The organism is Methylomonas sp. LW13, from assembly GCF_016865255.1.
Classification (GTDB): Bacteria; Pseudomonadota; Gammaproteobacteria; order Methylococcales; family Methylomonadaceae; genus Methylomonas.
On sequence record NZ_CP033381.1, the window covers coordinates 2909074 to 2932193 of the forward strand.

Annotated in this window: 27 protein-coding genes and 1 riboswitch; of the genes, 11 read left to right on the forward strand and 16 right to left on the reverse strand. The window is 52.1% G+C overall.

From position 1 onward, the window contains the following. Positions 1 to 109: 109 nt before the first annotated feature. The 4 genes from JL719_RS13210 to JL719_RS13225 all read left to right on the forward strand — a co-directional run bounded on the left by JL719_RS13210 (position 110) and on the right by JL719_RS13225 (position 2919). On the forward strand, positions 110 to 1762 hold the full coding sequence (locus JL719_RS13210; protein ID WP_033158746.1) for an ATP-binding protein: 1653 nt from the start codon (positions 110 to 112) through the stop codon (positions 1760 to 1762). A gap of 286 nt (positions 1763 to 2048) precedes the next feature. Next, positions 2049 to 2294, forward strand: coding sequence for a hypothetical protein (locus tag JL719_RS13215; RefSeq protein ID WP_033158747.1), 246 nt, complete (start codon positions 2049 to 2051; stop codon positions 2292 to 2294). Between the two features lie 136 nt (positions 2295 to 2430). Next, positions 2431 to 2643 (forward strand): hypothetical protein, encoded by a 213-nt coding sequence (locus tag JL719_RS13220; protein WP_129871407.1) that lies wholly within the window; start codon positions 2431 to 2433, stop codon positions 2641 to 2643. A gap of 156 nt (positions 2644 to 2799) precedes the next feature. Next, positions 2800 to 2919, forward strand: coding sequence for a transposase (locus tag JL719_RS13225; RefSeq protein WP_117433616.1), 120 nt, complete (start codon positions 2800 to 2802; stop codon positions 2917 to 2919). A 159-nt stretch (positions 2920 to 3078) separates the two neighbouring features. Here JL719_RS13225 and cysG read toward each other — a convergent pair whose 3' ends face one another. From cysG to JL719_RS13300, 15 genes are all read right to left on the reverse strand, one after another. Beyond that, on the reverse strand, positions 3079 to 4467 hold the full coding sequence (gene cysG, locus JL719_RS13230) for a siroheme synthase CysG (RefSeq protein WP_033158748.1): 1389 nt from the start codon (positions 4465 to 4467) through the stop codon (positions 3079 to 3081). Positions 4468 to 4484: 17 nt separating this feature from the next. Next, the gene (locus JL719_RS13235; protein ID WP_020481827.1) at positions 4485 to 4844 is read right to left on the reverse strand and encodes a (2Fe-2S) ferredoxin domain-containing protein; all 360 of its coding nucleotides are present in this window, start codon (positions 4842 to 4844) and stop codon (positions 4485 to 4487) included. Then, positions 4837 to 6198, reverse strand: a complete 1362-nt coding sequence (gene cobJ, locus JL719_RS13240) for a precorrin-3B C(17)-methyltransferase (RefSeq protein ID WP_033158749.1) — start codon at positions 6196 to 6198, stop codon at positions 4837 to 4839. Before cobJ ends, JL719_RS13235 begins: the two co-directional genes overlap by 8 nt. Beyond that, entirely contained in the window at positions 6195 to 6587 is a 393-nt protein-coding gene (locus JL719_RS13245) for a cobalamin biosynthesis protein (protein ID WP_033158750.1), read from the reverse strand. The genes cobJ and JL719_RS13245 overlap by 4 nt, the downstream gene beginning before the upstream one ends. Positions 6588 to 6591: 4 nt before the next feature. Next, a complete protein-coding gene (locus JL719_RS13250; RefSeq protein ID WP_033158751.1) occupies positions 6592 to 7329 on the reverse strand; it encodes a cobalamin biosynthesis central domain-containing protein in 738 nt (245 codons plus the stop codon). Further along, on the reverse strand, positions 7322 to 8098 hold the full coding sequence (gene cobI / locus JL719_RS13255; RefSeq protein ID WP_033158752.1) for a precorrin-2 C(20)-methyltransferase: 777 nt from the start codon (positions 8096 to 8098) through the stop codon (positions 7322 to 7324). Before cobI ends, JL719_RS13250 begins: the two co-directional genes overlap by 8 nt. Continuing rightward, entirely contained in the window at positions 8088 to 9395 is a 1308-nt protein-coding gene (locus JL719_RS13260; RefSeq protein ID WP_033158753.1) for a bifunctional cobalt-precorrin-7 (C(5))-methyltransferase/cobalt-precorrin-6B (C(15))-methyltransferase, read from the reverse strand. Before JL719_RS13260 ends, cobI begins: the two co-directional genes overlap by 11 nt. Before the next feature lie 2 nt (positions 9396 to 9397). Continuing rightward, positions 9398 to 10501, reverse strand: coding sequence for a cobalt-precorrin-5B (C(1))-methyltransferase (locus JL719_RS13265; RefSeq protein ID WP_225892853.1), 1104 nt, complete (start codon positions 10499 to 10501; stop codon positions 9398 to 9400). 4 nt (positions 10502 to 10505) lie between these two features. Beyond that, positions 10506 to 11174, reverse strand: coding sequence for a precorrin-8X methylmutase (locus tag JL719_RS13270; protein ID WP_033158755.1), 669 nt, complete (start codon positions 11172 to 11174; stop codon positions 10506 to 10508). A 6-nt stretch (positions 11175 to 11180) separates the two neighbouring features. Next, positions 11181 to 12002 (reverse strand): sirohydrochlorin chelatase, encoded by an 822-nt coding sequence (locus JL719_RS13275; protein WP_174843456.1) that lies wholly within the window; start codon positions 12000 to 12002, stop codon positions 11181 to 11183. A 2-nt stretch (positions 12003 to 12004) separates the two neighbouring features. Next, the gene (gene cobM, locus JL719_RS13280; RefSeq protein WP_033158757.1) at positions 12005 to 12805 is read right to left on the reverse strand and encodes a precorrin-4 C(11)-methyltransferase; all 801 of its coding nucleotides are present in this window, start codon (positions 12803 to 12805) and stop codon (positions 12005 to 12007) included. Beyond that, entirely contained in the window at positions 12802 to 14097 is a 1296-nt protein-coding gene (locus tag JL719_RS13285) for a cobyrinic acid a,c-diamide synthase CobB (protein WP_033158758.1), read from the reverse strand. The genes cobM and JL719_RS13285 overlap by 4 nt, the downstream gene beginning before the upstream one ends. A 2-nt stretch (positions 14098 to 14099) precedes the next feature. Continuing rightward, entirely contained in the window at positions 14100 to 14747 is a 648-nt protein-coding gene (locus JL719_RS13290; RefSeq protein ID WP_033158759.1) for a CbtA family protein, read from the reverse strand. A 1-nt stretch (position 14748) separates the two neighbouring features. Beyond that, entirely contained in the window at positions 14749 to 14925 is a 177-nt protein-coding gene (locus tag JL719_RS13295) for a CbtB domain-containing protein (protein ID WP_081607879.1), read from the reverse strand. Positions 14926 to 15012: 87 nt separating this feature from the next. After that, a riboswitch (cobalamin riboswitch) is annotated at positions 15013 to 15142 on the reverse strand. Positions 15143 to 15222: 80 nt separating this feature from the next. Further along, positions 15223 to 16206 (reverse strand): hypothetical protein, encoded by a 984-nt coding sequence (locus tag JL719_RS13300; protein WP_033158760.1) that lies wholly within the window; start codon positions 16204 to 16206, stop codon positions 15223 to 15225. 86 nt (positions 16207 to 16292) lie between these two features. On the opposite strand from JL719_RS13300, the gene JL719_RS13305 reads away from it, so the two are divergent. From JL719_RS13305 to JL719_RS13330, 6 genes are all read left to right on the forward strand, one after another. Continuing rightward, positions 16293 to 16634, forward strand: a complete 342-nt coding sequence (locus JL719_RS13305; protein ID WP_129871408.1) for a hypothetical protein — start codon at positions 16293 to 16295, stop codon at positions 16632 to 16634. 9 nt (positions 16635 to 16643) lie between these two features. Further along, complete coding sequence (locus JL719_RS13310) at positions 16644 to 16937, forward strand: flagellar transcriptional regulator FlhD (protein ID WP_033158761.1); 294 nt, start codon at positions 16644 to 16646, stop codon at positions 16935 to 16937. Next, on the forward strand, positions 16927 to 17535 hold the full coding sequence (locus tag JL719_RS13315; protein WP_051670391.1) for a FlhC family transcriptional regulator: 609 nt from the start codon (positions 16927 to 16929) through the stop codon (positions 17533 to 17535). Before JL719_RS13310 ends, JL719_RS13315 begins: the two co-directional genes overlap by 11 nt. 30 nt (positions 17536 to 17565) lie before the next feature. Further along, positions 17566 to 18159: an STAS-like domain-containing protein gene (locus tag JL719_RS13320; protein ID WP_033158762.1), complete on the forward strand. Its 594-nt coding sequence runs from the start codon at positions 17566 to 17568 to the stop codon at positions 18157 to 18159. A gap of 12 nt (positions 18160 to 18171) precedes the next feature. After that, positions 18172 to 18639 carry a FlhC family transcriptional regulator gene (locus JL719_RS13325; RefSeq protein WP_033158763.1) on the forward strand — a complete coding sequence of 156 codons (468 nt, stop codon included), beginning with the start codon at positions 18172 to 18174 and terminating at the stop codon, positions 18637 to 18639. A 164-nt stretch (positions 18640 to 18803) separates the two neighbouring features. Next, positions 18804 to 19064, forward strand: coding sequence for a helix-turn-helix transcriptional regulator (locus JL719_RS13330; RefSeq protein WP_203531396.1), 261 nt, complete (start codon positions 18804 to 18806; stop codon positions 19062 to 19064). Here JL719_RS13330 and JL719_RS13335 read toward each other — a convergent pair. Beyond that, positions 19024 to 20313 (reverse strand): tyrosine-type recombinase/integrase, encoded by a 1290-nt coding sequence (locus JL719_RS13335; protein WP_033158764.1) that lies wholly within the window; start codon positions 20311 to 20313, stop codon positions 19024 to 19026. The two genes, JL719_RS13330 and JL719_RS13335, sit on opposite strands and share 41 nt — an antisense overlap. Before the next feature lie 166 nt (positions 20314 to 20479). On the opposite strand from JL719_RS13335, the gene mutS reads away from it, so the two are divergent. Next, entirely contained in the window at positions 20480 to 23080 is a 2601-nt protein-coding gene (gene mutS / locus JL719_RS13340; RefSeq protein ID WP_033158765.1) for a DNA mismatch repair protein MutS, read from the forward strand. Positions 23081 to 23120 lie beyond the last annotated feature (40 nt).

The following is a 23120-nucleotide window of genomic DNA, read 5'->3' on the forward strand; positions in this document are numbered from 1 at the left end:
TAACCACTGGCCTAGCCAGTACTACCCGCCTCGGGGAGATGATCCGTTCTCCCCGTCGGGGTTGGACTATGTCATGTCCTTGGGGCATTTTTATACCCGGAGATAACACATGAACACACAAAACAACGAAGTCGCGATGAAAGTCAACCAAGCCAATTTGGTCAAAAGTCTACGCTTCAGTTTCACCAACAAAACCAAGGTCCTGGGCGAGCTGATCCAAAATGCTCGCCGGGCCAATGCGGCCATGGTGGTGATTAAATTTTGTCCTGAAACCAAAACGCTACAGGTTTTGGATGATGGCTGCGGCATCGACTCGATGGCAACACTACTAACAGTAGCCGAATCCGGCTGGAATGCGGATGTGGTTGCCCATGAGCATCCGTTCGGAATCGGCTTTTTATCGGCACTGTTTGCCTGTCGACACATCAGCGTCACCAGCAAAAGCGGTTCGATCGATGTCGAAACTGACCACATTCTGGCATTTAAGCCGGTGACGATCACACCCGTCCAAGACTGGAACGGTATTACCCGTATTACATTGCAGGATGTGGCGTTGGAGATGGGGCAAATTGCCACCACGCTGAAACGCTTGGTGCGCGGTTTTCCTATTCCCGTGCTGTTTAACGATCAATTGCTGGAACGTGCCTGCGCACTGGATAGCGGATTGACTTTTGTTGACACTGAGATTGGCGCGATTTATCTGCATGGCATGGAGCAACCCAATGGGGCGCAATATGAGTTCGATGTCTACCTGCAGGGTTTACCTTTACATTCCTCGCACAACTATACATCGCACCGCCATATCATTCATCTGGATTCTGCCCGTTTTCACGCCCGCTTGCCGGATCGTGACAAGCTGGTCGACGAGGCTGATGTGGTCAAGCGGGTTAAAGCCGTGCTGGCGCAAACCATCGAACAGCGCTTTATCCAGATGAAAGCCACGCTGTCTGCCGAAGAATTTGTCGGATTTTATGACATGCTGCGGCATTGGGAGCTTCTGCGGTTACTCAACGATGTGCCCGTAGTACCGCCCGAGGCCTTACGCGAAATCATCGCTTATCCGGTTTGCGATACCGAAGTTTTTGATAACTTCGAGCAGCGGCCGGAAAAAGCCATGCCCCGTGCAGACATAATGGCCCGCGGCATCGTCTCGATTGACGATGACATCAAACAGGACGGCGCTGCGCGATATTTGTTTGCCTGGAACCGTGATTATTTGCTGTACCACGGCAACCTGGATAACGGGCATTGGCTTCATTCACTGGTTCGGCATCTTAACGACGAAGAGCTAGCGATTGAAACGGTCAATGAAACGCACCAAGCTCAATTCCAAGGTGCTTGGTGTTGGGTTAGCGTACGTTTTTGCGATGCTTACCGTATCCGGCTTGGGCAGGATGTTGTTGAAATCAGGGATGAGGCTTGCTATCAAGGTCAGGAAAACGCTGATGACATCATTGTGCCCAAGGGCGATTGCTCGGCTCAGGTTTTGCAACAAATGGCCAGTTTCAGAAGCGAATACGATGAATTTCAGGAATCGACCTTTGAAAGTGATTCGGATGCCTTCATCGCCTTTGTGGTGGCCAATACCGCCAGCGATCCAGCCAATGCCATGCAGCAACTATTGCCAAACTTTTGCGGCTGTCCGGCGTTGTACGGCAAAGCCTTCGTGGTGGAGTTGGATCAGCAAGGTAAACTGGCTTCGGTAATGGCGTATCCAGCGGCTCAATCCGTTCAAGCACAAACACCTGCAGCTGATAGGTAGCTAAGTCACTTTTATATTAGCGCATTATCCAGCCGAATAATGCGCTCTCCTTAATCACCGCAAATGAAATCAAATTAAAGCTCCATTCATGGATAGTGAAAAATCAACTTTAGACATTCAGCCGCCAGATCCGTTAGGGTCGGCGGCTTTTTTGTGCATGGCTTTTTCACGTTGCGTAAAAAAGTAGTTAATATAATACCTAACCCGCGCGGCCGCCACTCGACAACCCATTGATAGATTGTCGAGTGGCGGCCCATGGAGCATTTATTTGCTCCGGGTTCACTTCATGTCCTTTTCTCTGCGTAGTGGCCATTTTCTGTCCCAATGGATTTCCGCCTTGCTTCCCGCCGTGCCGCCGCGTTCGCGGGCGACCTTCATCAGATTGCTGCGCGCCTGCCTAGTGTTGCCGGTGCAAACCCTGAACTTGGTGATCGACGATACACTGGCGATGCGCCACGATCATGAGCACAAAACCAGTCGCCCTGATTTCGTGCAGGCACAATGTTGGGCGACGCTTAGCGTCAGCGTCTAGGGTCACAACAAGGCTAAGTTGGTGCTGCAGATTTTTTCGCGTTTGGTGTCAGACACCGGCAATCGTAACAAGCTGCCCCTCGCATTAGCCTTGCGCGAGTCTTGGCAACAACACAGACGGTGCCGACACGGTTGTTATGCGACTCATGGTTCATGCGCGGCCGTTTGGTTTTGCCGTTGCTCAGCCGTGGCATCCAGGCCATTACCCAAGCCCGCATCGATCCGCCTTGTTTTTGCCGCCCGACATGTCCGGCAAGTCTGGTCGTGGCCGACCGCGGAAGTATGGCCAACGCCTGACGGCGGAGGCGATCACCACCTTGCCGGCGATTGAGTTGTCCCTGACCATCTAGGGCAAACGCGAATACGTTCGGCGCTAGCCTTGGCCCGCTTCCTGAAAGGAGCACCTGTGCGGGCCGGCTGGTGCGAGTTTTACGACGACAAAAAACTATCCTGGGCAAAGCCGCGCCTGTTGTTGGTGACTGAAACCGAACTGTCAGGTCGAAGCGATGGTCGAGTTTTACGCCCGTCGCTGGTGGATAGAACCCTTGTTCCACAATCTGAAACGCTCGTGGGGGATTTCCAATCTCTGGCAACAATCGCGAACCGCCCTGGAAACCTGGATGTAAATCCGCTCCACCGCCTCCGAGGTTGATTTTCGTCAGTTCTTGAACATAAACCCGCTATCGTCTGTTGATTGGCTCGTTTTTAAGAATCTCATATTGTTCCTAATGAGACCGTTTACCAAAAAGCCTCAGTTTCGGGCAATGCTAACCTCCACTTGTGATTTAGTCCGAACGCTGAAACCAGTCCAATTGTTGATGAAGTGTAACTACCGCACCGACAATAATCAGTGACGGCGGCTTGATCTCGGACTGTTCCATACGACTTGGCATATCCGCTAGTGTTCCGGTTAAAACCCGCTGGTTTCGGGTTGTACCTTCCTGAATGACGGCAATGGGGTGATTGGCCGGACAACCGTACTCGATCAGCGATCGGCAGATGGTTGCCAATCCAGCCAGTCCCATATAAATCACAATGGTTTGATTGGGACGAGATAATTGCTGCCAGTCGAGATTTATACTGCCGTCTTTTAAATGGCCGGTGACAAATGTGCAGGATTGAGCATGATCGCGATGGGTCAGCGGAATGCCCGCATAGCTGGCACAGCCTGCCGCTGCAGTAATGCCAGGCACAACCTGAAAGCTGATCCCTAGTTGTATAAAGGACTCGATTTCTTCACCCCCACGACCAAAGATAAAAGGATCGCCCCCCTTTAATCGGGCTACCCGTTTGCCGGCCAGGGCTAAATCAATTAACAGTTGATTAATCGACTCCTGCGGTAGGCTATGGTTATCCCTCTGTTTGCCGACATAGATTTTCTCGGCGTCTCGTCGGGCCATATCGAGCACTTCTATAGAAACCAGCCTGTCATAAACAATAACGTCTGCCTGCTGCAGCAGACGCAAGGCTTTAAACGTTAATAAATCGGGATCGCCAGGACCGGCACCTATTAAATACACTTCACCCTGATTTGCTGTAGGGTCAGCCTGCTGCAGTTGCGACCGCAGCAGTTCTTCCGCTTCGTTCTGCTTGCCTACAAAAACTAATTCAGCCACTGGCCCTTGTAAAATCTTTTCCCAGAAAACTCTACGCAGACTCGGTTGTGGAATGCGTTGTTTGACCAATAATTTGAATTTTTCAGCCAATTGCACCAACAGGCCAAACGATGCCGGAATGGCACTTTCCACCCTAGCCCGTAAAAGTCGCGTTAATACGGGAGATACACCACTTGAGGATATGGCGACAAGTAGGGGCGAACGATCAATAATGGCCGGGAATATAAAGGAACATAACGCCGGATCATCAACCACATTTACGGGGATTTTCCGCTGATTCGCCAGCTTGGATATCTCTACATTCGTGGAGCGGCAATTGGTAGCGGAAATCACGAGTCCCATACCGTCGATATCCTCATGCGTAAACGCTTTTTGGCGGATAACGATTTGATTCGAATGATTCATAGCAGCTACCGCGCTACCAATTTCCAAAGCAACGACTACGATGTTCGCTCCAGCCCGGAGCAGTAATTCAATTTTTCGCGCCGCAATTTCGCCAGCGCCTACCACCAAACACGTTTGGCTTTTAACTTTTAAGAAAAGAGGAAAATAATCCATAACGCTTTGTTTTACTGCTATGGAACCGAGCAAGTACTTTGATGATAAATCAGCGCTTCGACAGGTCGACCGCCCACCAAATGCTCATCAATGATGCGCTGTAAATTGGTTTCATTGACGTTGTAATACCAGACGCCATCGGGCTGTACACACATGATGGGGCCGGATTTGCAGGTGGCAAAACAGTGGGTGCGGGTGCGCTTAACCCTGAGTTCGCCTTTGTCGATGCCGGCCGCTTTGAACTTCTCGCCCAGGGTTTCGAATAAGGCCTGCGCTTCGCCATTTTCGGTGCAGCGGGGGCCGGTACACACCAGCAAGTGGCGTTTGTAGTCACCCATTTTGGGTTTTTCCGGCATGGGGATGGTGTTATCAGTCATGGTGGGTTGGTTCCAGAACAGTTGGGGCGCTAAATTGCGCTCGGTCATTGCGGTAGTGTTGTAGGGCTGTGCTGTCGAATCCTGCTTCGTCAGCGACTAACCATAAATTGAATAAGGCGTCGCCGTGTTGATCGAGTACCTGAATGCCATAGGTTTGATCATCACGGCTGACAAACCAAATCTGCTGCGTTTTGCGCCAGTCGATGTGCAAATGAAAGGCGTTGTTGACGATACTCACCCAGCCGTTTTTGCTTTGCAAATCAGCGGCGTTGATCAACAGTTCCGCCACGGCGCCCGCTTCGCTGCGCACGACGGCGCGTAATTTGCCCCACCCCTGGAGTGACACAAGTAAACGTTCATGACTGTCTGGGGTTGCCCGTTGCGCGCAGAACAGGCCGGCTTGATCGCCCGGCGTGGACTGGCTGACGGCATCGAGAATCTCCGCCAGCGGTTGCGCGAAGTATGCTGCCGCCTGTTGCCATGTCACCTTGGGCGTGTCGCGCAAATATTGCCGCACACAAGCTTTCCAGCCCTCCAGACCCATGCTCAGCGAACGCCCCGCCTGCTCGCCTGCGCGGGTTTCGCCGGTCATGGCGTCATATTTATTGGCATAGCCGCGCGGTGTTACCATCAACCCTGCACGGACGAAGGTGCTGCTATTGCCGACCAACACCGTGGTCAACATGCCGATGTCGCAATCGGCCATCTCCGCTAAGCGTACGAGCTGGATGTGTTGCCGAGCACGATAACCGGATTTAACGATGGCAACCGGCGTGTCCGGGCTCCGATGACGCAGCAATATAGTTTGCGCTTCGACGATATGCTGCGTGCGGCGACCGCTTTTCGGGTTATACAAAGCTACCACGAAATCCCCGCGCGCCGCGCTTTCCAGGCGGCGGGCGATCACCGGCCAAGGCGTCAACAAGTCGGACAGCGAGATCGAACAAAAATCATGGGTCAGCGGCGCTCCGACCAGGGATGCGCAACTCGACAACGCGGTACTACCGGGGACCACTTCCACCTGAATCGGATCATCCGGCGTCCAACCACTGTCCAGCAGCAGTTCGTAAGTAGGCCCGGCCATGCCGTAAACACCGATATCGCCGGACGACACCATAGCGACGATTTTGCCCTGCTTGGCATGTTCATACGCTTCGATACTGCGATCGAGTTCTTCGGTCATACCTTTTTTGATGACTTCCTTGCCATCGAGCAAGTCTTGCACCAGTTTGATGTAGGTGCTGTAACCAATCACCACGTCCGCTTCCGCAATCGCTTGGCGAGCGCGGGCAGTCATGTGCTCATGCGCGCCGGGGCCGATACCCACCAGTAAAATTTTGCCTGCTTTTTTCATTTGATTCTCGCTATCGAAACGGTGGCGTTCTTGCCGTCCGTGCCGCAATATTTATGTTTCTCGACCAGTAAATCCGACAATTCGGCATTGGCCGCTCTCAAAGCGGCCGCTTCCGCCACAGCCGGAGTACCCATGTATTTCATGACCACCTCGGATGGATTCGGTACCGGGATGGTGGCCAGAGCCTCAGCCGGATAAAAATACAGCGGCCAATCGTATATCTGGGCTAGTTGTAACAAGGCTGCTTCATCATTTTTTTTGTCGATGCTGGCCAAGCCGGCTACCGTAGATACATCGAGCCCGCAACGCCACAAGGCCTGGGCCAAGGCTTGCCGCAAGGTATCCAGGCTGGCATTGCGGTCGCAACCCATGCCAATCATGACTTTCATACACTTACGCTTGATCCGTGGGCGGCCTATACACCACCAATCGCTCAGCCAGTTGTTGCCAAACGGCCGGATCGATGGCCCGGTGTGTAACCCATAAAACCGACCGGTATTGTTCGGTATCAACGTCCTCGAAACGCTGGAACAGATGAATATTGGCCGGTAACGGCGATGGCCGCGTCCACCAATTTGAGCTGCCGGCTTCCTGCACGAAGGCAATCGGCAGTTGATTGACCACGTCCGCCGACACACGCGTGATGTTGACCTTAGGGGCTTCCACTTGCCAGCCCAGTTCACGGCCCAAGATATCCACCGGAATGGTTTTGCCCACGTCCGATGCGGTGGTCAGTACCGGCGTGGCATTTAGCAACGCGGCGACCTTTTCGGCATAAGCATTGGCACCGCCGACATGGCCGGATAGCACCGGGATCACGAATTCGGCGGCATCGTCGATCAACAGCACACCGGGATCCACATCCTTGGATTTAAGATGCGGCGCAATCAGCCGTACCACCGCACCGAGCGACACCAGAAAAATAATTTGGTCGTAGGATGCGAACAGATCGCCGATTTGCGCGCTCAATGCCCCCTGATAAACCCGGCGCGAATTAGCAAAATCACCCAAATGCTCGGCTTGTTTCTCCGACACCACCACCTCCGCTTCGGGGAGTTGTGGCGCCAGGCGAGTGGCAATCCCGGCGCCGTGTTTGGTAATCGCCACCAGGGCGACACGCACTTCATTCATCGATTGAGTCCTTTTTCTTGCGGCAACCGCGCTGCATTTCGCTGCGCTGACGGCCTGGGTTTTTGATGATCAGTAACGACAGATAATTGACCTTTTGCCCCTCGAGGCTGGCGATGTCGTGCACCATGCGTTCTTCCGGCGCCCCGGCTTTTTCGATAAACCAGCCTTGACCGAGCAAATCACGGCGGCGCAGCAAATCGATTACATCGTCCAGCAAAGGTTTGACCTTAAGCAGCACCAAGGTGTCGAAATCCTCGAGCAGGCGTTCAATCTGATCAATGCCGTATCCGGCGGGGATGATGGCGATAGTGTCATCAACATCAGCCAGCGGTTCGCCACTACGCGCCGCAGCGGCATGAAACGACGACACCCCCGGCACGACTTCCACGGTGACATCGGCTTGCAAAGCACGCACGCTGCGTTGCAAATGGCCGAAAGTGGAATAGGTCGAGGCGTCGCCCTCCACCAGAAACAACACATCCTCGCCGCGTTGTAATAGTGCCAACACGGTTTGTGCTGCTGCCAGCCAGTAACGGGCCAGAATCTCGGCATCGTGAGTCATTGGAAAATGCAGCTCGCTATGTTCGACAGGCAGTTTCAGGCCGGCGCGCAAGGCTATATTCAAGGCATAACTGTCGCTATTTTTCTTGCGTACCGGATAGGTCCAGTGCCGGGACCCCGATAGTAAGTCCCAGGCACGGCGGGTAATCAGGCCAGGGTCGCCGGGGCCGAGTGAGACGCCGTAGAGTGTGCCGAGTTTAGTGTTCATCGTGACCGAATAATATGGGCTGCAAAGAATGGGTGGCAGATACGATCCACACTGGATTTTCGGCCTGCATGCGATGCATATTGAGAATCGGGCTACTACGCGAGGCTTGAATCTGACAGACGTCCCAGTCTGCGCCGAGTTGTTTCAGGGTATCGACGGCGGTGGACAGGTTTTCCAGCGTGACGAAGTTCATCACCAGCCAACCCGCCGGGCGCAAACGCCCTAAACACAAGGCTATCAATTCCGCCAATTCGCCACCGGAACCGCCGATGAATACTGCATCCGGATCGGGCCAGGTGTCGAGAAATTGCGGCGCCTTGCCATGCACGAAGCTGTAATTGCTGATACCCCAGGCAGCCTGATTCTGTTCGACATTAGCCATGTCATCGGCGTTTTTTTCGATGGCAAAGACATGACCCTCCGAACACAGCCGCGCCGCCTCCAAACCCACCGATCCGGAGCCGGCGCCGATGTCCCAGACAATACTTCGACGCGCCAATTGCATCCTCGCCAACGATACCGCACGCACTTCGCGTTTAGTGATCAGGCCTTTTTCCGGCTTGCGCTGCTGAAAGCTGTCGTCGCTGACGCCAAACAATACCGGTGCGGACAAAGCCGTTTTACGTTTTAGAATGACGATGTTGGGATCGAGATAACGGCTTTGAGCGACCTCCGCGATACTCAGCCAGGCGTTGACTTGCTGTTGCGGCTGCTTTAGAGCTTCAGCAATCGCCATTTCGAACGCATCAGCCAAGCCTTCGATTTGCAATAAGCGGGCGATACGTGCTGGGGTGTTGTCCGGGCTGGTCAATATCGCCAGCAAATCGTGTTGGCGGCAGCGCTGGGCTAATTCGTACAAGCCATGTTCCGGCGTGGCCCCGCGCAGCCATTCACCGGCATCCTTACTGTGGATCGAAACGATAGCAGCGGCTTGCCAAGACAATTTCAACTCGGCAAAAGCCAATTGCAGGGTGCTCAGATTGGGCAGGATACTCACACGGCTGGATTCCAGTTTGCCGGCCAGAAACCCGGCGATGCCGTGACACAAGGGGTCACCAGTAGCCAGTACCGCGACCGCTTCATTTTGTGCCAACGCGGCATTGATCCAGTCCGGCACTTGTTTGATTTGCCCGGTTAAGTCGTAGTGTCTGGCTTCAATGATGTCATCAGCCAGCGTTGCCAGCAGACGGCTACCGGCAATGACATGTTTGGCTTCGCGCAATGCCTGCAAGGCCTCCTGGCTCAGGCTGGCGACGCCGTTGTCTAGTACGCCGATAAAACTGCACATCGCTTGCATGATCAATTCCTGCCGGCTTCGGCCAGTTTGTTGCCATCGAAATCGCACACCAGAACACTGATGTGAAAACCGCCGGGATAACGGTTTTCCAAGGTGGCGATGACTCGGTTAGCCAGTTCGACATGAAATTCGTATTCCAATCCCAGCTCGGCCATGCATTCGGAGGCGTAACGAGCGGTTTCCTGGGCGGCGATGGCGTCGCATACATCGTCCGGCGCTCCGATGCTGCGGGCAATGTCGGCCACCAGTTCCACATCGACTGGGGCGCGACCGGCATGCGTAATGGTTTCACCCTGAGCCATTTTGGTCAGCTTGCCGACCATACCGCCAATGATGATGTTTTGAATGCCGCAACGAGCGGCGGTGTCCAGTGCCGGTGTCAGAAAGTCACCCATTTGCACGAAACAGCTTTCATCCAGGTCGGGCAATTCGCGCATCACGAATTTCTCGGTGCGGCCGCCGGTGGTCAGCACCACGCTAGCCTGCCCCTGATTGGCCGCAACTTCCACGCCTTGCACCACGCTAGCCCGAAACGCCGCCGTGGAATACGGATGCACGATTCCGGTCGTACCTAGAATCGAAATACCGCCGATAATGCCCAAACGATAATTCAGGGTTTTTTTCGCCATCTCTTCGCCGCCCGGCACCGAGATCGTTACCTGTAGACCTCGGGTTTTTAGCGCTTCGGCGGCGATCAGACGGATGTTATCCTCGATATTTTTGCGCGGAACCGGATTGATGGCCGGACCGCCGACCGCCAGCCCCAAACCGGGCCGAGTGATCAGGCCTATGCCCGCGCCGCCTTGCAATACGATAGTATCCGGTTGTTCTATCCACATCACATCCGCCGTCAGCCGAGCGCGATGGGTGCAGTCCGGATCGTCGCCGGCGTCTTTTTCGATGACAGCATGTGCTCGGTCGTTCTGTACGAAGCTTTCTTCGACTTTGAATGCCACGTCTTGCCCATTGGGCAGCACGCAGTCGATAGTGTCCGGCACGCGCCCATTCAGCAAACCCTGCACTGCCGCCCGTGCCGCTGCCGCCGAACAGGCGCCGGTGGTGTAACCCTTGCGGGTACCTTTGGGTTTGCGTTCCGGCATTGCCATGCTATCAGCCGTTTTTCTGCCGGGTTTCCGCCAAGCTCAACAAGGCATGAATCGCCGCGACGACCAAGGTCGAGCCGCCTTTACGTCCACGGGTGATGATCCATGACACATCGGCTAATTCGGCGAGTAAATCCTTGGATTCCGCTGCAGAGACAAAACCGACTGGCATCCCGACGATCAGTGCCGGCTTGACGCCTTCTTCTTTGATCATCCGCAACACTTCCAACAGCGCGGTCGGTGCGTTGCCAACTGAGACGATACCGCCGGCGATTAAACCCAGGCGCTGCGCTTTACGCATGGCTTGTACCGCGCGGGTACTGTTGACCTGTTTGGCGGCGGCTATGACATCCGCATCGGCGATGAACTGGCGGGCGCTGATGCCAAAATGCGCCAGGCGCGGCTGCGATAAGCCGACGCAAATCATTTCCACGTCGGCAACGATCGGCGCACCATTTAAAATGGCTTGAGTACCATCTTCGACTGCATGCGCGGAAAACTCGGTCAGGCCATTAAACTCAAAATCCGCAGTGGCGTGGATCATGCGACGCACCACTTGCCATTGGCCGTGGGAATAATGGTGCTCGCCGACTTCGCGGTCGACGATGGCAAAGGAATCGTGTTCGATTTGTTGCCCAGCCTGGGTCAGTTGTTCGGTTTGAATGTTGTGGCTCATGGCTAATCAATGATGGTGGTGATGTTCGGCTTGCTCGCGATACTGACAGCCGTCGCATTCCAGCATTTTCGGCGCGAGCGGGTCCCAGGCTTCGGTAACCCGTTGATCAAGCAATTTAAAAATGGCCGGATCAAAACCAAAATAAGTGCCGGCACCGAAGACAATCTGCGGATATTGGCTTTGCAAGCGTTCGATTTGTTTGCCGATGCGCTCGATCAGCAAGCCGGTAAACAGGTAATAGGGCAAAATCGCAATCTGCGTCATGCCCAGTCGTACTTGACGTTGCACGGCGGTTTCCAAACGCGGATGGGTAATACCGGTGAAGGCAATGTCGACGAGTTCATGCTCGGTAGCTTCAAACAGCCAACGCGCTAATTTTGCCAATTCCCCGTTGGCGACTTTGTCGGAGGAGCCACGGCCTAAAATGATCACGCCGGTAGTTTTAGGATCCGGCATCGCCAGTGATTTAAGCGCTGAATTGAGCTGTTTTTGCAGTATGGCCAACAAGGTTTCGTTACTGCCTAGATGCGGCGCATAGATGAATTCGACGGTTGGAAATTTTTCGCGGGCTTCCTCGATATGCTCGGGGATCTCCATCTTCACATGCCCGGCGGCGCTGATGATCAGCGGTACGATTATCACGCGGCTAGATCCTTGCGCGGCGCGGCTCAATCCTTCTTCCAACAGCACCTCGGCGAGTTCGATATAGCACAACTCGATGCGCCAGTCAGGGTGTTGCGCCTGCCATTGTTGTTGAAATTCGCGAATTTCATCGTTGCCGGCCTGATTGCGCGATCCGTGGCCGACCAAGAGAACGGTGGTTGTCATGCTTATTCCTTAGGCTGAGGCCGCTCGGCGCGGCGAAAACGATGCGTAAAACCGGCATCATAAAGTTTGGATTTTTTTAACGATGGCCAGTGCCTCGCGCCCAAGGTGGGGCTAATCACGATCATGGCCTGACTGTTGATTTTGGCGGCCCGGCAGCGTTCGCGAATATCAGCCAGGGTGCCGCGAATAATCTGTTGTTCACCCGGCCAGCTGGCCTTATGAACCACCAATACCGGGGAATCATCAGCCCAGTTGGCGGCTTTTAATTCGCGCTCGATCAAGGGCAACAAGGTGATCGATAAAAACAGGCACAGCGTGGTGTGATGGCTGGCCAATTCTTGCAAGGATTCACCGTCCGGCATTGGTGTGCGGCCTTCAACGCGAGTCAAAATCACGGTCTGCGTGACTTCCGGCAAGGTCAGGCTTTCGACTGCGCAAGCCATCGCAGCAAATGCCGACGAGACGCCCGGCACTACTTCGACGGCAATGTTGGCCGCATCCAGTGGTTGCACCATTTCAATCAATGCACCGTACAAGCCAGGGTCGCCGGTTTGCAGGCGAATGACGGTTTTGCCCGGACCGGCTTGTTCGGTCAGCCAGTTGGTAATCTGCTCCAAAGTCATGTCTTTGGAATCTTTGATCACGCAAGCGCTTGGTGCCCATTGCGTCGCTGCGGCCTGTACCAGAGAGCCTGCGAACAAAATGGCATCCGCTTTGGCAATTAAGTCGCGACCTTTGACAGTGATTAAATCAGGATCACCGGGACCTGCGCCGACAAACCATACTTTAGGTTGAGTGCTCATAGAAAAAATCCAGCCGCGACCTGGGGGTTGAACGGAAAGTAGGTGTGCAGATAAGACGCTCGCAACGAACCCACCTGATAAAAGTTTTCGCTACGGCTACGATTGCGTTGAGGCTTCGATTCGGTGAACGGCTGCTGTATGGTTTCCAGTTGCGAGTGATGAAAGCTATGCCCGCGAATTTCGCCTTGTTCTAACTGCAAACTGTGCATGCCCAGATTCACCAAGCGTTTTTGCATCTGCGCGCTGCCGGGTAACAGACCAGCCATCGCTGCCGCATGGCCGTCTTTATCGATCAAGCGTTCCAGCAAATATAAAAAGCCGCCGCATTCTGCGTAAATCGGCTTACCGGCTTGATGATGTTGCTGCAAGGCTTGTTTCATGGCGACATTGTCGGCCAATGTTTGGAGATGCAGTTCCGGGTAACCGCCGGGCAGGTAGACACTGTCTGCCTCGGGAAATACGTGGTCTGCGAGCGGCGAGAAAAACGTCAGTTCAGCGCCCATGGCTTGCAAACAATCCAGATTGGCTTGATAGATAAACGAAAACGCCGCATCACGAGCCACAGCGATAAGCTTACCAGCCAGTAACGGTGGCGGCGGGGAGGTGGCGATCGGCGCGAAGGCAACCGGCTGCGGCAATCGGCACGGCGCATGGCTACTGAGTAATTCGGCTGCGCGCGCCAGGCGAAGGTCAAGGTCTGCAATTTCATCGGCCTGCACTAAGCCTAAGTGCCGCGACGGCAAGCCGACCGTTTCATCTTTCGCCATCGCCGCCAGTAGCGGCATGCTGTCCGGCAAGGCTTCTTCCAGCAATTTAGCATGACCCGGACTGCCGACTTTGTTGGCGATGACGCCGACAAACGGCAAGTTGGCTCTGTAATGGGCTAAGCCATAAGCCACAGCGGCAAAAGTTTGTGCCATGCCGCCCGCATCGATGACAACGGCCACCGGCACGTCTAGTGTTTGTGCCAAATCGACGCTGCTGCTATCGCCGTCGAACAAGCCCATGACACCTTCAATCAAGATGATGTCAGCGTCGGCGGCGTTATAAAGCATCTCACGGCAATGCGCTTCGCCCATCATCCATAAATCCAGCTGATAAACCGGTTGTCCGCAAGCAAAGCTCAATATTTGCGGATCGATAAAATCCGGGCCGGTTTTGAACACGCGTACCTTGCGGTTTTGCTGGCGATAGTAATAGGCCAAAGCCGCCGTAATGGTGGTTTTGCCTTGCCCGGAGGCAGGAGCGCTGATCAATATCGCCGGGCAATGGCGTGTTGCAGTAGCATTCACCACTAAAACGTTACTTTACGCAACAATCGGCCCGATATTGCGCCCAAGGTCAGCCAGAAAATAGCGTTGTTGATGGATGTCAACACCACAAAATGCTGTTGTAAGGCTTCGGGCGCTAAAGCCTGGGCAACCTCCGGATGCGGTGCGCCGATCAGATGCGGTAAGGCCAGTAAGCCAGCGCCGCCGATTTGCAACCAGCGCTGTTTGGTCAAAAAAAGACCAAACAAGCCAATCGCGGTAGCGGCGGCCGTAAAAAGCCACCACGCTTGGCGACTGTGCAATTCGGCGCTGTCGGTGCCGGGCAATTCCGGCGGCAAACCCAATGATGGCGCGACATAAAACACCCAATAACCGGCCAAACCCCAGCCGAGTCCATACAGATAACCGCGTTGGTCTCGCCAATACATGGAAGCACTGATCAATAAGGCAAAGCCGAAGCCGGTCAGGCCATTGAACAGCAAGGTAAAACCATTGCGTTGCCATCCATCCATCGGCTGCCAGTCATGCACATGCTCAGCCGATGGCGTTTCGAATTGTTCGGCGGCCAAAATCAAGGGCAAGGTTTGATAGTGTTGTAGCACGCTGAGTAACAAGCCGCCCAATAGTCCCGCCAGTAGCGAGACTGCGACCAGCTTACGAAAATCCGCCATGTTAATGGCAAGGAAAAGCTGCGCTGTGACGTCCGTCGTGGGCGGCGTTATGCAGGTAGTTGTTAGCGTCCTGCAAGAAACCCAAACCTAACACGACGGTCAGGCCCAAAACAATAGCACTCAGGCCGGGCAGGATTTTTGAGGAAGAAAGGGTGGTAGATGCCGCGAGTGTTTTCATGGTTGTCTGTTCCGAATAAGGTGGACGGAATAACAGAGGGAAAGACAAACCAAAAAAACCGATTTGACAGATCGCCCTCCGCAATACTGTTGACTACAGTTTTAGGCCTGTCTCCGGGCTCGTGACGAATCACCTACCGTTGCGGGGGCAGCGTCGGCATTTAACCGACTTCCAGTTTCACCCGCCAAGAGCGGGAACCTTAAAACCAGCGGCGATTGTATGCCGCAGCTAGTCGTAGGGCAAATGAAATGTATTGAAATAAGAATAAACGGTGCGGCAGCAGCTCCTCTCGACAAGTTATCGATCAACCAGTAATCGCCCGCAACGAGTGATTCTATCAAAACTAAACACATGCTCTCTCGGGCTTTCATAACACCGTCCCACTAACCTCCGTCGATAATCCGGTTCGCCTTTTTCGAGATAAATAGTGGCGCCACAAATGGGACATGGCGCCGAATACCGAACTAACCGAATTACTCTTAAATCTCCATCTCGAAGCAGTTCGAACTGCGCAGACTGTTCATAAAAATTTGTGAATAGTTCATGGGCTACGACAATTCGGTCATCCAACAATAATATCCAAGGCTTGATGATAGTTACCCAGGAACCATAGGGAATCGCGAAAATACTGACCAGTAATGTCAAATCTTGCGTTGTCACCGGCCTAGGCACGGATAACGATAGCCATCCGGCATAGGCAATTAACAATGCAAGTCCGCCTATTGTCGCCAACCAGCCCAGTACGCCCCATACATGCCATCGGCGTAATTCGATTTGTCCGTGCCGAAATAACCAACTCGCGATCCAACTGGGTTTGACTTCACCCAATTCTGTCAGTTGATAGCTGGCTTGCAAATCGGCTACGTTGCTCCCAGCCCGAACATCCTCGATTGCTTGGTCTTCTTCCAATATCACCGGAACCGTTTCAGCTTTGATATAAAACGTCGTGTGTCGTCCCGGCCCTCCCTTTGTGCTTTTACGCTCCGGCTTTGGATAATGCGAAAGCCTACGCTTACGGGCAAACTCCATGATTTGCGGTTCACGGATTTCGCAATATTTTTTTAACGAACCCGGCCAGTCGATCCATTTTTTAGGTTCGGCACTGTCTAAGGACTCACCAACAGCAGCGACGATTACATCGGCCGTGAAACGTCGCTCCGACTCTTCGAAATCCACTTTCTTTAACGATTCCTGAGCTAACGCGCGCAATATGCGGTGGCCTTTTTCATCGCTTGGCTCACTATCCAACCAATCGATCAAGCATTGAATTACCTCGCGCATAAACCACCCCAAACCAGGTAACCGGTAGTTGCGGTCTAGTTAGCGAATAGCCGATTCATAACAATGTCCTCCATAACGAATGCGAGATGAGCGAAGTAAAAATGATTTTGGAAAGCACTTATTCAGGTCAAACGCCAATTAAGACTCCACTTGTTGTGGGCAAAGCCTCTAATAAGCAGAACGAGGTTAGAAGAATTTCAGAATCATTCAATCCATCAAACCATGCAAATTGCCTGGCGTTATCAAATTGGCCGTCCATCACATGCGGAAAAACGCATTACCAGCTTAATAAGCCAATTATTTTCAACAACGCCAATTCATATCAACCGGGGTTTCCGGAGATTTGTGACCCAAAACAGGTCACTTTGCGACCGGGACATTTGCGTGCTGCCCTCATAGCATATCGACAACAGTCGTTAATCAACTAAGAGGCGTTTATGTCAACACTGGATGAAGACCTTGCCCGGGTAAATTTCGAATATCTCATGCTAGCCAGAGAATGCGCACGCAGTAATCCTGAAGAAACGGCCTGGCGCTTCGGATTAGATCGGGCTGGCATAGACCGTCTCGCCGGCATGACACAAGAGCAACTTCGTGAACACGCCGAAAGCAGTCGCGCAGTGATTCAGTTATTGCCTGTCTATGCCCCAAGCAACTTGCCCATGGTTGCCTATGTAGATCTTCTCCAACCTTGTATCACTAGAACTGCGGATGAAACCAATGCCCTTTAAAAGCAGATCAAACATAGGCGCAGACTTGCTCTTGGCGGAAAAACTAATTCAACTCGGCGCCCGCCCGCCAATTGTCAGCCAACTATGCCATTTAACCCGAAAACAAAGCATCGCATTTTTTAAAGCTGTAAAAGGACAATCGCCCAAACAAGGCATGCTGCCACATGATTATCAATGGGTCATCCGCTCAGCATTCAACAATATTCATGCTTCTTTATTTTTAAGCATTATTGAAGACATTCGGCACCGGCTTTCTACCCCAAACCTGAATGCAACCTTACTAGTTGCGGCCTACGAGATTTACAGCAATGTCGCTTCCAGAATTTTACCCAATCGACAATGTATCCAACCACTTTCCAGCCAATATTATCCGTTAGATATCAACCGGGCTTGGTATTTAATCGGCCTGCTCTCAGCGGGTGATTTGGTATTCATTTTTTGCGGGCGTTGCCACGCCCGTTACTTGGGAATGATTCATCCCGAGGTCGCATTTAGCCAATGCCCAATCTGCGATGTATGGACTGATCGCTCAGGTCGGCGGCGCTGGGTTTCCGCAAAATCAAAAATGCTCACATTGAACAAACCAAACGCTCGTTAGGCATTCCATCAGCTACTAAGGAGAAGTCGCATGCATATCGTTGTCGTCACAGCCACCAGTTCCCAAATTCCTCAGTCGGTTCATGGCAAAAATCTCGCGCGATTGGCTCGCGAATGCTTTGCCAATCAACAGTCGCTGACAATTGATTTTAGGGACGTTAAAAACATCACCCAGGGGTTCTTTCAGGAATTGTTTTTGCCATTGGTCGCTGAATTCGGATCCGATTTTCTGAAATCGAAACTGAAAATAGTCAATATGGCTGGGCACGTCGATAACATTATGCAGTCAGCATTCAAAAATCTGAAGGGCTACTTTGACAAATTGACGACGATCGATCAGCTGGGATGCGATGAAGAGATTTATACCATGAATCAGGCCTGGCTCATCAAAGCTAGGGAAATCGCTAGAGAAAATTCAGTATTGACGGAATTGGTGCTGGGAATTTCGGACGAATCCATGCGATCAGCCGTTGGGTGCTTATCCCTAGAAGACATCGATTTCATTGCCCGCTCCAACTGGCTATGTTTTACCCCTCGGTTTTCGAGTCAATTTATCCAAAGCATCAAGAAAGACTCTCCCCCAATGGCGGAAGCCATGCTCGGATTAAGTGGCACTATTGATTAAGGGAGGCAGCTAATGCTCATGAAATATCAACAACAAACCTTGGCGATAGAACTGCTCAATCTCCATGCGAAAGTCAAAATCGTGCATCAAGCAACGGGAGTACCAATAAAGTTACTGAGGCAGACATACCGTCAATTACATGGCCAATCGCCCAGTCGTGGATCGATCAAGTTTTCAACCCGAGGTTTGACCGGTAGTCGCCGTAAGTATAAAGATGTAACCATCTTCGCCGTGTGTTTTCAGGTTGCCACGGCCAAATCGAAAGAAGGCCAAATCCAGACGCTAATTACTGCCTTTAATGCGTATAAAAAATCATATCCCTTGGGACAACTCGAGTTTTCCGATGCTTGGGTGGTGGCACAGGACATCAAAGATAAACGAGTTCAACTTTCGAAGTGTCCACAATGTCAATCTTGGGTTTTGTTAAAAGCCCGTGAAGATCTCACTGATCGCTGCAGCATCTGCAAAATACATTTATGAGAAGGTTAACCAAAAATATTTGAATCCTGAATAAGATAAAATGGCAACCAATCCGGTCATTGCTTTATTTAAAACAAGGCCGGATCGAACGAGCGACCTATTTATTGGTAGACAACAAATACATGAGTAACGCCCATAAACATCAGTCGGTATTGAGACCCATCATGATTGATCTTGAGGCGGTTTCAGAAGTCACAGGGCTTTCTGAATCTACCATCCAATCATTGATTCGTGCCGATGAGTTCCCTAAGCCTCGTAAAGCATCTGCACGCCGTTCCTGCTGGTTACTACGCGAAATTGAAGAATGGGCTGAGTCGCGTCCTGTTTCCGATTTATTACCCCCTCCTAATACGGCAATAGGCGGACGCAACGGCAAACCTAAATCTAGAAATTTGCCAATGACTCAAGATGCTCTGACAGATTAAAGAGCCATAGGCGTTTTTCATCGTCATATTGATGCCGATTATAAGTTCCTACCACACCGGGTAACATATGACCGAGAATCGTTTCACCTACGGAATCTGGACATCCTAATTTTGCAAGCAAGGTGCGTGAAGTCCGTCGCAAATCATGCGGTGCCCAATGAGTCACCGTTAATCGAGGCCTCACCTGCTCAGGGCGTATCTGACTATAGGGCTGTCTATAAAACACCTGTTCAGTGACGTATTTTTGTTCGATGTGCCCCACTTTATGACGGGATGGAAATAGAAAACCGTCTCCATACAATTTTTTCCGCCGTAACACCACTGCCAAACCCCTACCGAATAAGGGCACCCTTTGATCTGTAGCAGTTTCATGTCGAGCATTTTTCGTTCTAATTTTCGGTATCGTCCACCAAACTTGACCGCCCTCTTCACTAATTTCAGTTCCTGACATGCCGACAATTTCTGAGCCGCGAGTTCCGGTCCAAAGATATAACATTAGAACGTCAGTAATTATCGGTGCGAAATTTGGAAGCCAAGCTATCAATTCTCCGATTTCGTCTTCAGTGAGTACGCGTTTGACCACGCCGATGTTCTTACCTTCTATGGTCTTTCCTTTTGATCTAATTTTTCCACGTAAAATTAAGCGCCACCAATTTACTGCAGCTTCAGGTAGTCTGCCGGCATCCATTGCATAATCCCATGCTGCTCCTAACTCACATCGTAATTTTCCGGCCTGCACGGGCGATATTGCGGCGTACTTTTGAATCAAATCAAAAGCCATTGAGCGGGTAATTGCAGTGGATGGTAAATCCGCCATATCACCCAGCATTGTGTTAAACATCCTAATAATTTCAGTAGAACCTTTTTTGGCTCTGTGGCGACAAACATGTCCAGCTAAATATTCATCACACAGCACTCTAACTGTATAAGCGTTTTCAGAATTTGCCGCCTCTTGTTTTAATATTAAAGCTTTTGCCTCTAACTTAGCTTGCTTTGCCTCTAATACAGGATCATTACCAGAATCACGCTGGTTTTTCAAAGCTTCCCAAGCGACAATAGCCACGGGAAATGACATAGATGGCCAATGACCAATTGACACCTGCCTAAGGCGTCCATCAACAGTGCTTCTATACCGATAAAACCAAGTTCTCACTTTTGCCATGGCAGACAAACGCAGTCCTGGGTAATCGTCAAAAGCCATATGCTGTCCTGGCTGCAAAGCTTTAGCGGTGCGGGCATCGAATTGCATTTTAGTATAGGTTTTTTATGTTGATCGATGACACGAGTATAACTCGAAAAAACCTATACTAAAACCTATACTAAACAGCAAAGTGCAGGGAAGTTTTGAAAAGTGTAGCTGGAGTGAACCCGGCTCACAACATAGACATATTATCTGTTATTTCATTAGCTTACGAATGAATATCCAAACAAAACAAGACAGCAGGCAAGGCAACAAAACACAGCACACCCCGATGATGCAACAATATATGCGCATCAAATCCGGCCAGCCTGACACGCTGTTGTTTTACCGAATGGGAGATTTCTACGAGCTGTTTTTCGATGATGCGAAAAAGGCCGCGCAGTTATTGGATATTACGCTGACCGCTCGCGGGCAGTCCGGCGGCCAACCCATCCCTATGGCCGGCATTCCTTATCATGCAGCGGAAAACTACATCGCCCGCCTGCTTAAACAAGGCGAATCGATTGCAATCTGTGAGCAGATCGGCGACCCGGCCAAATCCAAAGGTCCAGTAGAACGCAAGGTGGTGCGCATCGTCACGCCAGGCACTGTCACCGACGAAGCGTTGTTGGAGGATCGCAAGGACAACCTGCTGGTGGCTTTAGCCGTATTCGACAAGTTCTTCGGGCTGGCTTGCCTGGACTTAGGCAGCGGGAAATTTACACTACAGCAATTGGACAGCGAAACCCAGCTACTTAGCGAGATCGAGCGCTTGAACCCGGCTGAATTGTTGTATAGCGAGGATATTAAACTGCCGTCGGCCATCAAGGAACGCCGGGGCTTATGCAAACGGCCGCCCTGGCATTTTGACTTGGATAGTTGTCGGCTATTGATTTTAAAGCAGTTCAACAGCCACGATTTAAAAGGCTACGGCTGCGAACATTTACCGTCGGCCATTTGCGCGGCAGGTTGTTTGTTGCAATACATCCGCGATACCCAGCAAAGCGCCCTGCCCCATATTCAAGGCATCCGCGTCGAGAACAGCGACGACAGCATTAGCTTGGACGCCGCCAGCCGCCGTAATCTGGAGCTGGACAGCCATCCCAGCGGCCAAATGCAATACACCTTGTTGGGGGTGTTGGACAAAACCGCCACCGCGATGGGCAGCCGTTGCCTACGGCGTTGGATACACCGACCGCTACGCGATCATGCCGTTGTCAATGGCCGTTACGCCTGCATCGCCAGCCTGTTGCTGAATCATTTACATGAAGATCTACAAGCCAGCCTGCGTCAGGTGGGCGATATAGAACGGATTAGCTCTCGGATTGCTTTGAAGTCAGCGCGACCACGTGATTTACTGGTATTGCGACAGACCTTGGCGGTTTTGCCGCAACTGCAAAACCAACTGGCCGATAGCGACAATCCGCATCTGGAAAGCCTGCGAACGCAATTGCGCGAACAACCGCAATTACTGGCCCTGTTGCAACGCGCCATCATAGACAATCCGCCGGTGCTGATTCGCGACGGCGGTGTGATTGCCCCCGGTTATCATCCTGAGTTGGACGAGTTGCGTAATCTCAGTCAAAACGCCGACCAGTTTCTGATCGATATGGAACTGCGCGAACGAGCGGCTACAGGTATCGCTACACTCAAGGTCAATTACAACCGAGTGCACGGTTATTACATCGAGATTTCCAATGCCCAAGCCGACAAAGTCCCGGTGCATTACACCCGCAAACAAACGCTGAAAGGTGCGGAGCGCTACATCACGCCGGAGCTTAAATCTTTTGAAGACAAGGTGCTAAGTGCCCGCGAAAAATCCCTGTCCTTCGAGAAAGCCTTATACGATCAGTTGCTGGAAACGCTAGGCAATGCGTTACTCGATCTGCAGCAGTGCGCCAATGCCTTGGCCGAACTGGATGTGCTGGTCAATTTTGCCGAACGTGCCGAAACCTTAAACTTGTCCCAACCGATATTGGACCAACAGCCGGGCATCGACATTATCGCCGGCCGGCATCTGGTGGTGGAAACGCTATCCAGTATTCCCTTCGTCGCCAACGATCTTAATTTCTCAACAGAGCGGCGGATGCTGGTGATCACCGGTCCGAACATGGGCGGTAAATCGACTTATATGCGCCAAGCGGCATTGATTGTGCTGATGGCTCACATCGGCTGTTATGTGCCGGCGCAAGCACTGCGCTGCGGACCGATAGACAAGATATTCACCCGCATCGGTGCTTCCGACGATTTGGCCAGCGGCCGCTCGACTTTTATGGTGGAAATGTCGGAAACCGCCAATATTCTGCATAACGCCACCAGCAACAGCTTGATATTGATGGATGAAATCGGCCGCGGTACCAGCACCTTCGACGGCTTATCGTTGGCTTGGGCTTGCGCCGATTATTTGGCTCGCCACACTCAGGCATTCACGCTATTCGCGACCCATTATTTCGAATTAACCACGTTGGCCGAAGAACAAGGCAATATCCATAACATCCATTTGGACGCGATGGAACACGGCGACAAGATCGTATTTTTACATGCCGTGAAAGACGGTCCGGCCAGTCAAAGCTACGGTTTACAAGTGGCGGCACTGGCCGGCGTGCCGCAGAGTGTGATTGCCAACGCCAAAAACAAGTTGGCCCAACTGGAAAACACCGCCTATATCGAGCTGCAAAATCATAGCGAAATCAACCAGTTTGATTTATTCACCAGTCAGGAATGCCATCCGGCGGTCGTGCTGCTGGAAGAACTCGATCCCGATCATTTAAGTCCTCGGCAAGCATTGGACGCTTTATATCGATTGAAAGCGCTGCTAAAAGCTAACAAGCGTTGATAGTGGCGGGTTGCGGGTTCAAGACAATTTGCGCCCTGCT

Bases quoted from the DNA above. Each gene is read 5' to 3' on its own strand.
- JL719_RS13290 (WP_033158759.1), bottom strand. From the start codon at position 14,747: ATGGCGGATTTTCGTAAGCTGGTCGCAGTCTCGCTACTGGCGGGACTA.
- JL719_RS13320 (WP_033158762.1), top strand. From the start codon at position 17,566: ATGCATATCGTTGTCGTCACAGCCACCAGTTCCCAAATTCCTCAGTCG.
- JL719_RS13335 (WP_033158764.1), bottom strand. From the start codon at position 20,313: ATGCAATTCGATGCCCGCACCGCTAAAGCTTTGCAGCCAGGACAGCAT.
- mutS (WP_033158765.1), top strand. From the start codon at position 20,480: ATGAATATCCAAACAAAACAAGACAGCAGGCAAGGCAACAAAACACAG.
- JL719_RS13235 (WP_020481827.1), bottom strand. From the start codon at position 4,844: ATGACTGATAACACCATCCCCATGCCGGAAAAACCCAAAATGGGTGAC.
- cobJ (WP_033158749.1), bottom strand. From the start codon at position 6,198: ATGAAAAAAGCAGGCAAAATTTTACTGGTGGGTATCGGCCCCGGCGCG.
- JL719_RS13310 (WP_033158761.1), top strand. From the start codon at position 16,644: ATGTCAACACTGGATGAAGACCTTGCCCGGGTAAATTTCGAATATCTC.
- JL719_RS13295 (WP_081607879.1), bottom strand. From the start codon at position 14,925: ATGAAAACACTCGCGGCATCTACCACCCTTTCTTCCTCAAAAATCCTG.
- JL719_RS13245 (WP_033158750.1), bottom strand. From the start codon at position 6,587: ATGAAAGTCATGATTGGCATGGGTTGCGACCGCAATGCCAGCCTGGAT.
- JL719_RS13250 (WP_033158751.1), bottom strand. From the start codon at position 7,329: ATGAATGAAGTGCGTGTCGCCCTGGTGGCGATTACCAAACACGGCGCC.
- JL719_RS13315 (WP_051670391.1), top strand. From the start codon at position 16,927: ATGCCCTTTAAAAGCAGATCAAACATAGGCGCAGACTTGCTCTTGGCG.
- JL719_RS13265 (WP_225892853.1), bottom strand. From the start codon at position 10,501: ATGGCAATGCCGGAACGCAAACCCAAAGGTACCCGCAAGGGTTACACC.
- JL719_RS13325 (WP_033158763.1), top strand. From the start codon at position 18,172: ATGCTCATGAAATATCAACAACAAACCTTGGCGATAGAACTGCTCAAT.
- cobM (WP_033158757.1), bottom strand. From the start codon at position 12,805: ATGAGCACTCAACCTAAAGTATGGTTTGTCGGCGCAGGTCCCGGTGAT.
- cysG (WP_033158748.1), bottom strand. From the start codon at position 4,467: ATGGATTATTTTCCTCTTTTCTTAAAAGTTAAAAGCCAAACGTGTTTG.
- JL719_RS13275 (WP_174843456.1), bottom strand. From the start codon at position 12,002: ATGACAACCACCGTTCTCTTGGTCGGCCACGGATCGCGCAATCAGGCC.
- JL719_RS13260 (WP_033158753.1), bottom strand. From the start codon at position 9,395: ATGCAAGCGATGTGCAGTTTTATCGGCGTACTAGACAACGGCGTCGCC.
- JL719_RS13270 (WP_033158755.1), bottom strand. From the start codon at position 11,174: ATGAGCCACAACATTCAAACCGAACAACTGACCCAGGCTGGGCAACAA.
- JL719_RS13305 (WP_129871408.1), top strand. From the start codon at position 16,293: ATGAGCGAAGTAAAAATGATTTTGGAAAGCACTTATTCAGGTCAAACG.
- JL719_RS13225 (WP_117433616.1), top strand. From the start codon at position 2,800: ATGGTCGAGTTTTACGCCCGTCGCTGGTGGATAGAACCCTTGTTCCAC.
- JL719_RS13210 (WP_033158746.1), top strand. From the start codon at position 110: ATGAACACACAAAACAACGAAGTCGCGATGAAAGTCAACCAAGCCAAT.
- JL719_RS13215 (WP_033158747.1), top strand. From the start codon at position 2,049: ATGTCCTTTTCTCTGCGTAGTGGCCATTTTCTGTCCCAATGGATTTCC.
- cobI (WP_033158752.1), bottom strand. From the start codon at position 8,098: ATGAACACTAAACTCGGCACACTCTACGGCGTCTCACTCGGCCCCGGC.
- JL719_RS13300 (WP_033158760.1), bottom strand. From the start codon at position 16,206: ATGCGCGAGGTAATTCAATGCTTGATCGATTGGTTGGATAGTGAGCCA.
- JL719_RS13220 (WP_129871407.1), top strand. From the start codon at position 2,431: ATGCGACTCATGGTTCATGCGCGGCCGTTTGGTTTTGCCGTTGCTCAG.
- JL719_RS13330 (WP_203531396.1), top strand. From the start codon at position 18,804: ATGATTGATCTTGAGGCGGTTTCAGAAGTCACAGGGCTTTCTGAATCT.